6 protein-coding genes are annotated in these 7,234 nt (G+C 40.8%); all 6 read right to left on the reverse strand.

Going from position 1 to position 7,234, the window contains the following annotated elements; translation table 11 throughout:
* Position 1 precedes the first annotated feature (1 nt).
* The 6 genes from ribB to tpx all read right to left on the reverse strand — a co-directional run bounded on the left by ribB (position 2) and on the right by tpx (position 6,709).
* Complete coding sequence (gene ribB, locus ACFQZJ_RS18715) at positions 2-1,144, reverse strand: 3,4-dihydroxy-2-butanone-4-phosphate synthase (protein WP_379936498.1); 1,143 nt, start codon at positions 1,142-1,144, stop codon at positions 2-4.
* Positions 1,122-2,633, reverse strand: coding sequence for an LptF/LptG family permease (locus tag ACFQZJ_RS18720; RefSeq protein WP_379936507.1), 1,512 nt, complete (start codon positions 2,631-2,633; stop codon positions 1,122-1,124). Before ACFQZJ_RS18720 ends, ribB begins: the two co-directional genes overlap by 23 nt.
* Positions 2,634-2,659: 26 nt before the next feature.
* A complete protein-coding gene (locus ACFQZJ_RS18725) occupies positions 2,660-3,304 on the reverse strand; it encodes a LolA family protein (RefSeq protein WP_379936499.1) in 645 nt (214 codons plus the stop codon).
* A gap of 75 nt (positions 3,305-3,379) precedes the next feature.
* Positions 3,380-5,761: an FtsK/SpoIIIE family DNA translocase gene (locus ACFQZJ_RS18730; RefSeq protein ID WP_379936500.1), complete on the reverse strand. Its 2,382-nt coding sequence runs from the start codon at positions 5,759-5,761 to the stop codon at positions 3,380-3,382.
* A gap of 62 nt (positions 5,762-5,823) precedes the next feature.
* Positions 5,824-6,189 (reverse strand): diacylglycerol kinase, encoded by a 366-nt coding sequence (locus tag ACFQZJ_RS18735; RefSeq protein ID WP_379936501.1) that lies wholly within the window; start codon positions 6,187-6,189, stop codon positions 5,824-5,826.
* A 16-nt stretch (positions 6,190-6,205) separates the two neighbouring features.
* The gene (gene tpx, locus ACFQZJ_RS18740; RefSeq protein WP_379936502.1) at positions 6,206-6,709 is read right to left on the reverse strand and encodes a thiol peroxidase; all 504 of its coding nucleotides are present in this window, start codon (positions 6,707-6,709) and stop codon (positions 6,206-6,208) included.
* Between the last annotated feature and the right edge of the window lie 525 nt (positions 6,710-7,234).

Raw genomic sequence — 7,234 nt, forward strand, 5'->3', positions numbered from 1 at the left:
TTTAATAGGAGACGTAATCTACAATTTCCAATCCGTAGCCCACAATACCAACCCGTTTAGCCTGTTGACTGTTGGTCATTAGCCTCATTTTAGAAATACCGAGATCATGAAGTATCTGTGCGCCTATTCCAAAGTCGCGCGTATCCATTTCTATTTTAGGAGCCCTGAATTCTCCTTGTTTTTGAAGTTCTTTAAGTTCCTTTAAACGCGCTAACAGATTTAAGGACTCCGAATCCTGGTTTATGAAAACGATGGCTCCTTTTCCTTCCTTGTTGATAGCTTTGAACATGTTCTCCAATTTCTCATCTGGACTGTTGGTCAAGGTGCCTAAAATATCATTGTTGATCAAGGTAGAATTAATACGAGTAAGTACTTCCTCCTCCTTGCCCCAGTGGCCTTTGGTCAATGCAATATGCACATGGTTGTTCGTAGTTTGTTTGTAAGCGCGTAGCCTAAACTCACCAAAACGGGTGGTAATATCGAAATCCGTTTCTTTATCGATGAGGCTATCGTGTTCCATCCTATACGCCACCAAGTCCTCAATGGATACAATTTTCAGGTCAAATTTTTCGGCTACTTTCATAAGCTCTGGTAAGCGGGCCATGGAACCGTCCTCGTTCATTATCTCCACAATGATTCCTGCCGGTTGTAATCCTGCCAAACGAGCAAAATCTATAGCAGCTTCTGTATGCCCGGTTCTCCTAAGTACTCCGCCTTCTTTGGCTACCAACGGAAATATATGACCCGGTCTGGCCAGATCATGTGGTTTGGTAACGGTTTCTGTAAGCGCCAAAACGGTTTTGCATCTATCCGAAGCAGATATCCCCGTAGTAACCCCTTTTCCCCTAAGGTCTACCGATACGGTGAATGCAGTTTCCATAGGATCTGTATTATTGGTAACCATCATGTGCAGTCCTAGATCTTTACATCTGCCCTCCGTTAACGGGGCACAAATAAGTCCCCTGCCATGGGTGGCCATGAAATTTATGGTCTCTGGGGTTGCCAGTTCCGCGGCTGCTAAAAAGTCTCCCTCGTTTTCCCTGTTTTCATCATCGACCACAATGATTACTTTGCCTTTCTGAATATCCGCAATGGCATCACTTATGCTATCCAACTGTATTTTACGCTGTGTTTTCGTTGTCATCAACTTTCTTTTTCTTCAATTTTTTATAGATCATTTGGAAAAAATCCGTAACGGCACCAAAGTTTATCATTCCCTTATCCTCTGTGGCTCTTTTTGTTAAGAAAATCCCTAACGGCAGCATGATCAGGGTAGACAACCAGGCTCCTAAAATAGGATTTATATTTCCTTCCTTGGCATAATTTCCAGCAAAAACGCCAATAAAATAGTATATTAAAAACAGTACAATAGCGATGACCATGGGCAGTCCTAGTCCTCCCTTTCTAATGATCGCCCCTAAGGGTGCTCCCACAAAAAAGAGAATGATGCAGGAGAATGCCAAGGCATATTTGTTGTGTAACGATAGGATATGGAGGTTATAATTCTTGTACCTATTTTCCATTTCTTCTTTTTTCCCCCTTATGGAACCTAGGATACCAGTGGTTGCATTTTTTGCATTATTCATTAATTGAATCCGTTGCCATTCCGGGAATAAATGTAGAATATCCGTTTTTATAGAGTCCTGTTTTATAGGGTTCTCCTTAACTGCTTTTATTTTTGCGGCTAAAATCGAATCTTTTCTAAGACTTGCATCACTTTTAACAATGGTGGTGTCTGGGGCTAGGTCTACAAACATGCCTGCCCTTGAGCTTATGTTTTTGGAGAAGGCACGTACAATCCTATAATTATCCTTTTTGATGGAATCTATATCCAGGGTCAACCTAGAGATATTCTTCATTTTTGCCGTACTTATGTCACGTTCCTCATCCAGATCTACGTTATTGAAATCTGAGAGGTCAATATTTATGATATACGTGTCAAAATCTCCTTGAGCGAAGGGGAACTTAAGCTTGTTTTTGTTCGATTTGCTAATGACATCCTTATAGTAATGCCCGTCTTTAAGAATTAACTGTAAAATATCGGAATTTTCGCTACTCTTTAATTCGCCGGTCTCCGCTTTAATTACGGTAGTATTTACGTTTCTATCCGATTTTTCATGAATGATAACATTCCGCAGAAATCGGTCGTTGTCCCCGTATTTCTCATCTACTTTGATGTTCATACCGGTACCTTCAAAATCACTGAATACCCCTTCTGCTACCGCGACTGCAGGTTTTACCTTCGCAATATTGCGTCTAAGGTTAAATATTTTTCGTTGTGATGTGGGAATAACGTCATTGGCAAAAAAGAACGTAACGCCGCCCAGAAGGGTTACGAAAATAATTAGGGTAAGCATTGCGCGCTGTAAGGAAATACCAGAAGCCTTCATTGCGGCAAATTCATAGTTTTCGGCAAGGTTCCCAAAGGTTAGTATAGAGGATAGCAATACGGTTAAAGGGAGTACTTTTTCCGTGAGATCGGGTGTCAAATAAAACAGGAATTTACCAATGATAACAATATCCAGACCTTTGCCGGCTAAATCGTCTATAAAAAGCCAAATCGTTTGGAATATGAAGATGAACATCAATATTACGAACGAAGTGATAAAATTAAAAACGAACCTTGATAGTATATACCGGTCTAGAATTCTCAAATGTCCTAATTTCTAATGATGTAGTAGCCTTTTTCCTTGTGCTTTGCCTCATCAAAAGTAAATAAGGTTTTGGATAAAGGTTGATTCGTTTTAAAAGAATTAACAGTTATGGTGGTCTTTGTTCCGTTTTTACCTGTTTCAATAAGTCTGTAAATATGCTTTGTTTCTTGATCTATGCCCAACAATCTGGATTTTATCTCGGTATCCGAGTCTATAGGCGTAAGTTTTACATACTGTATTTTACGGCCTTGTACGTTTTGTAGAATGTCCATCTCATAATTATGACCGGACTGATAGAACGTTAGCATTTTTGAGGGAGTCATAGCATTTTCGTCCTCGGCTTGGTCCTCAATGGTCACCTCTTCATTTTCAGGTACTATCGTATACACTTTGTTGCCGTCATATAATTGTTGCGCGCCCAAGTAATTAAAAATGTATTTTTCCCCTGCCAAGGTAACATCGCCACGGGTTTCCTGCTTTATTCCGGCTTCTGTATTGTTAAGGTCAAATTTAAAATCCACAAATATATTATCATAGCTTTTGACTTTTGCATACACTTCGTCCAGCAAGGCTTTTGCCTTTTCTGAACTCTGGGCTTGTGAAAAACTAGCGATAAATAAAAAAGCGAATACTACTCTTAATTTGTTCATTGGTTTAATTTTATAAATATGTCGAGCTAATATACTATGTCCTAATCTATACTTCTGGGCCTAATGTTGAAGCGCTTAGGAAGCTCCTTCGTTATCCAAGAAAATCTGTAATGAAGCAAGATCGGGAATTAACACCTGTCTTGCCTTACTGCCTTCAAAAGGGCCTACGATACCGGCCGCTTCCAATTGATCAACAATGCGGCCCGCACGATTATAGCCAAGCTTTAACTTTCTTTGTATTAATGAAGCGGAGCCTTGCTGTGCAATTACGATTACCTCTGCCGCCTCGCGAAACTTACCATCTCTTTCGGAAATATCATTATCAACACTCGTGCCAGAATCCTCACCCACGTACTCGGGCAGTTCATGTGCCTCCGGATAGGCGCGTTGGCTACCTATGAATTCCGTGATTTTAGCAACTTCCGGTGTATCTACAAAGGCACATTGTATACGTGTAACATCGTTGCCCTGGGTAAAGAGCATGTCTCCACGACCTATAAGTTGGTCCGCTCCTTGGGCGTCCAAAATAGTTCTGGAATCTATTTTTGAGGTTACCCTAAATGCTAATCGTGCTGGGAAATTTGCCTTAATAATCCCCGTAATTACGTTTACGGAAGGTCTTTGGGTGGCAATGATAAGGTGAATGCCAATGGCCCGGGCAAGCTGTGCTAGTCTGGCAACAGGAGTTTCTACTTCTTTGCCCGCTGTCATAATCAAATCGGCAAACTCATCGATAACCAAAACAATGTACGGTAGAAATTTATGTCCATCGTTAGGATTTAATTTTCTGGCCTTAAATTTGGTATTGTATTCTTTAAGATTTCGAACCATGGCTAATTTAAGCAGCTCATAACGGTTGTCCATTTCTATGCAAAGCGAATTCAAGGTATGTATCACTTTGGTATTGTCCGTGATTATGGCCTCTTCGGAATCCGGTAGTTTAGCCAAGAAATGACGTTCTATTTTATTGTACAGTGTAAGTTCTACCTTCTTTGGGTCGACCAAAATAAACTTTACTTCCGCTGGATGTTTTTTATACAGCAGCGAGGTTAAAACAGCATTAAGCCCCACCGATTTACCTTGACCTGTAGCGCCCGCCATTAGTAAGTGTGGCATTTTTGCCAGATCGACCACAAAGGTCTCGTTGCTTATTGTTTTACCAAAAGCGATAGGGAGTTCCATTTCTGCGTTTTGAAATTTCTTGGAAGCAATTACAGAACGCATGGAAACTATGCTCGCATTTTTGTTGGGCACCTCTATACCAATAGTTCCCTTTCCGGGTATCGGGGCAATAATACGTATGCCCAATGCAGCTAAGGATAGGGCAATATCGTCTTCTAGGTTTTTTATTTTAGAAATACGAACTCCTGCCTCAGGAACAATTTCGTATAAAGTTACCGTTGGGCCTATGGTCGCTTTGATTTGGGCAATCCCAATTTTATAGTTTTTAAGGGTATCTACTATACGGTCCTTGTTTTCTTCCAGCTCTTGTTGATTGATCGTAATGCCGCCCGTAACACCATGTTGGTCCAATAGTTCCAGCGTCGGGAATTTGTAATTGCCTAATTCGAGGGTAGGGTCAAATTCACCAAAATCGTCTACTAGTTTATTGGCGAGAAGATCTATCTCTTCCTGTTCTTCTACGATGTGCTCCACTTCCATATTCAACTGGGGTTCCTCTGCCTGTGGTTCGGTCTGCACCGTAATTTCAAAATCGTTTTCTACCGGTTCTTTTTCTAGATGCGGGATTTCCGCTTTATGCGTGTAGGTGTCTATAATAATCGGTTCGTCGTCCTGTCCCAATGGTAAAAATGATTCTTCTGTTTCGGGCTCTGGTTTTTTAGACGATTTAAATTCTGATGCCAAGGCCTCTTTTTTTGACCTAAAAAAAGAGGCGATTCCCTCGGGGGTAAGTTTAAAGAGGCGTACAGCTATAAAAACAAGACCAAACACCAGTAGCAGGAGTACACCGATTTTCCCGGCATAATCCTGAAGGAAATCATTTATTTCGTATCCTATCAATCCACCCAGAAGCGGACTTTCCGTAGCAAAAAATCCAAGGGTTACCGAAATCCAAATAACGAAAATGAGTCCCCATATCCATTTTTTGAGGAGGCCGTTCCTGTCTAGGCCCAAAAACATGTAAATGCCACTTATGCATAGCAAAATTGGAAAGATTATGGCTGAGATTCCAAAACCTTTATACACAAAAAAGTGACTTACACTTGCACCAAATTTGTTCAATAGATTCTTGGCTTCTTCGTTACGGTTCTTAAACTCCGTTAACATACTTTGATCTTCTTGCCACGTAAAATAAAAAGAGATAAAAGAGAAAAACAGGGCAATACTAAAAAGTGCCAACAGACTGCCCAATATAATCTTATTCTGCTTGGACAAGATAAAAGGTGATTTTCTTTTCGTAGGTGTGGGCTTTCTTTTAGTTGCCTTCTTTGCCATGAACTGTTTTATTCTTGGGGCTAAATTACAAATTTACGACCTAAGCCGGCCGCTTTGTTTACTTAAAAAATCTTAGGAAAATAGATGATACAACCTATAATACTTGCTAAAATGGATACCAACATGACCGCTCCGGCCGAAATATCCTTTATGAAACCAATTTTTTCATCAAACTCCGGTTGTACAAAATCCGATAATTTCTCTACCGCGGTGTTCATGCCTTCGGTACCCAAAACAAGGGCGATAGCGAAGAGTTGTACCATCCATTCCGTTGCGCTGATATCAAAATAAAAACCGGCAGCGGTCATAATCAACCCAAGGGATACCTGAATTTTTATGCTGGCTTCTGTACGTACCAAAAGTATGGCTCCGCGAATTGCGAAGCCAACACTCTTAATTCTATTCACTAGAAAGGATTCTTTGGGCATAATACGTTGAAGCTTTTTACGCCATTAATGCCTCTAGGGCCGCTTTATAGTTGGGTTCGTCTACGATTTCCGGCACTTGTTCCGAGTACAATACGGTTCCTTTCTCGTCTAGCACTACAACCGCTCTTGAGTGTAATGGTGCTAAAGGCCCATCTGTAAACTCAAGGTTATAGGCTTTTCCAAAATTACCATCTTTAAAATCCGAAAGCATTTCAACGTTTTCAATGCCTTCCGCACCACAAAAACGAGCTTGGGCGAAGGGTAGGTCTTTGGAAACACAAAGTACAATAGTGTTATCCAGTTCCGCGGCCTCGGTATTGAATTGCCTAACGGATTGTGCGCAAGTACCGGTATCTACACTTGGGAAAATATTAAGTACCACTTTAGAACCCTCGTAGTCCGAGAGTTTAACCGTGGCCAAATCATTTGTGGTCAGATGAAAATCGGGAGCTTTGCTTCCTTTTGCAGGTAAAGTTCCTAGTGTATGTATACTGTTTCCTTTTAATGTTACTGTAGCCATGTTATTGTCTTTTATATTTTAATGTGAAATTAAAAAATATAAGTAGGAAATGTAAGGCTTTATGAAAGTAATTTTTTTGCGTGTCTTGGTGTTTCTAGGGTGCTTGTTTTCCCTGCGGTAGTTTTCCGTAAGAGTTCTGTTGATGATTGGGATGTTTTTTGCCTTTTAAAATGCACCGATTTGAGTTTAAATGGATGTTTTGGGGTGTGGCCACGACCCGTTTTGTGTGCTGGCAATAGGGATATCCGTTTATCCAAGGAGCGTTATACTAGATACCGGTCAGGCTATGGCAAGTAGGGTGTTTGGGCGGCACCGGCCATTCCGCCGAGCCTTTAGCAGAATCTTTTGCGTTCGTATTTATCTTTTCCTTTTTAAATGCCGAATCCATAAGATTCGGCGGTGCTGGCAAACACGCCTAAACCAATGAGAACAGGACCTGATGCCCTATTTGCTATAGCATTGTTGAACTAATCCTCGTACCTCGGAAGCCTTTAATTGGTTTATAAAAGTACGTTATCTTACTGT

Origin of the sequence: Maribacter chungangensis (assembly GCF_042676845.1) — a bacterium.
In the GTDB taxonomy this organism is placed as follows: domain Bacteria; phylum Bacteroidota; class Bacteroidia; order Flavobacteriales; family Flavobacteriaceae; genus Maribacter; species Maribacter chungangensis.